1 protein-coding gene is annotated in these 270 nt (G+C 35.2%); it reads left to right on the top strand.

The features are described 5' to 3' along the window. Window positions 1-270: reverse transcriptase-like protein (locus AAEY87_RS14005; protein ID WP_350657612.1), on the top strand; the 270-nt coding region annotated here is incomplete at both ends.

Genomic DNA, 270 nt, shown 5'->3' with positions numbered 1-270 from the left:
AGTGGAATAGGGTTCGTCATAGTTGGCGAGAATCAGCACGAACAAGTCGCGGTCCCTCTTAAAGGTATTTATAGCAATCACGAAGCTGAATTTATCGCTTTAATTAAAGGGCTGTCTTATGTTATTGAACATAACATGGAAAGTGAATTATTACAAATATTCTCTGACAGCAAGATAGTGGTATCAGCCGTTGAGAAAAAATACGTCAAAAACGAAAGTTTTAAACCTTATCTAAAAGATTTACTCTCTCTATTGAAACATTTTGAAGTC

Source organism: Psychrobacter sp. S1-30-MNA-CIBAN-0213, from assembly GCF_040309845.1.
Classification (GTDB): Bacteria; Pseudomonadota; Gammaproteobacteria; order Pseudomonadales; family Moraxellaceae; genus Psychrobacter.
This window is presented reverse-complemented; position numbering and strand designations above follow the sequence as displayed.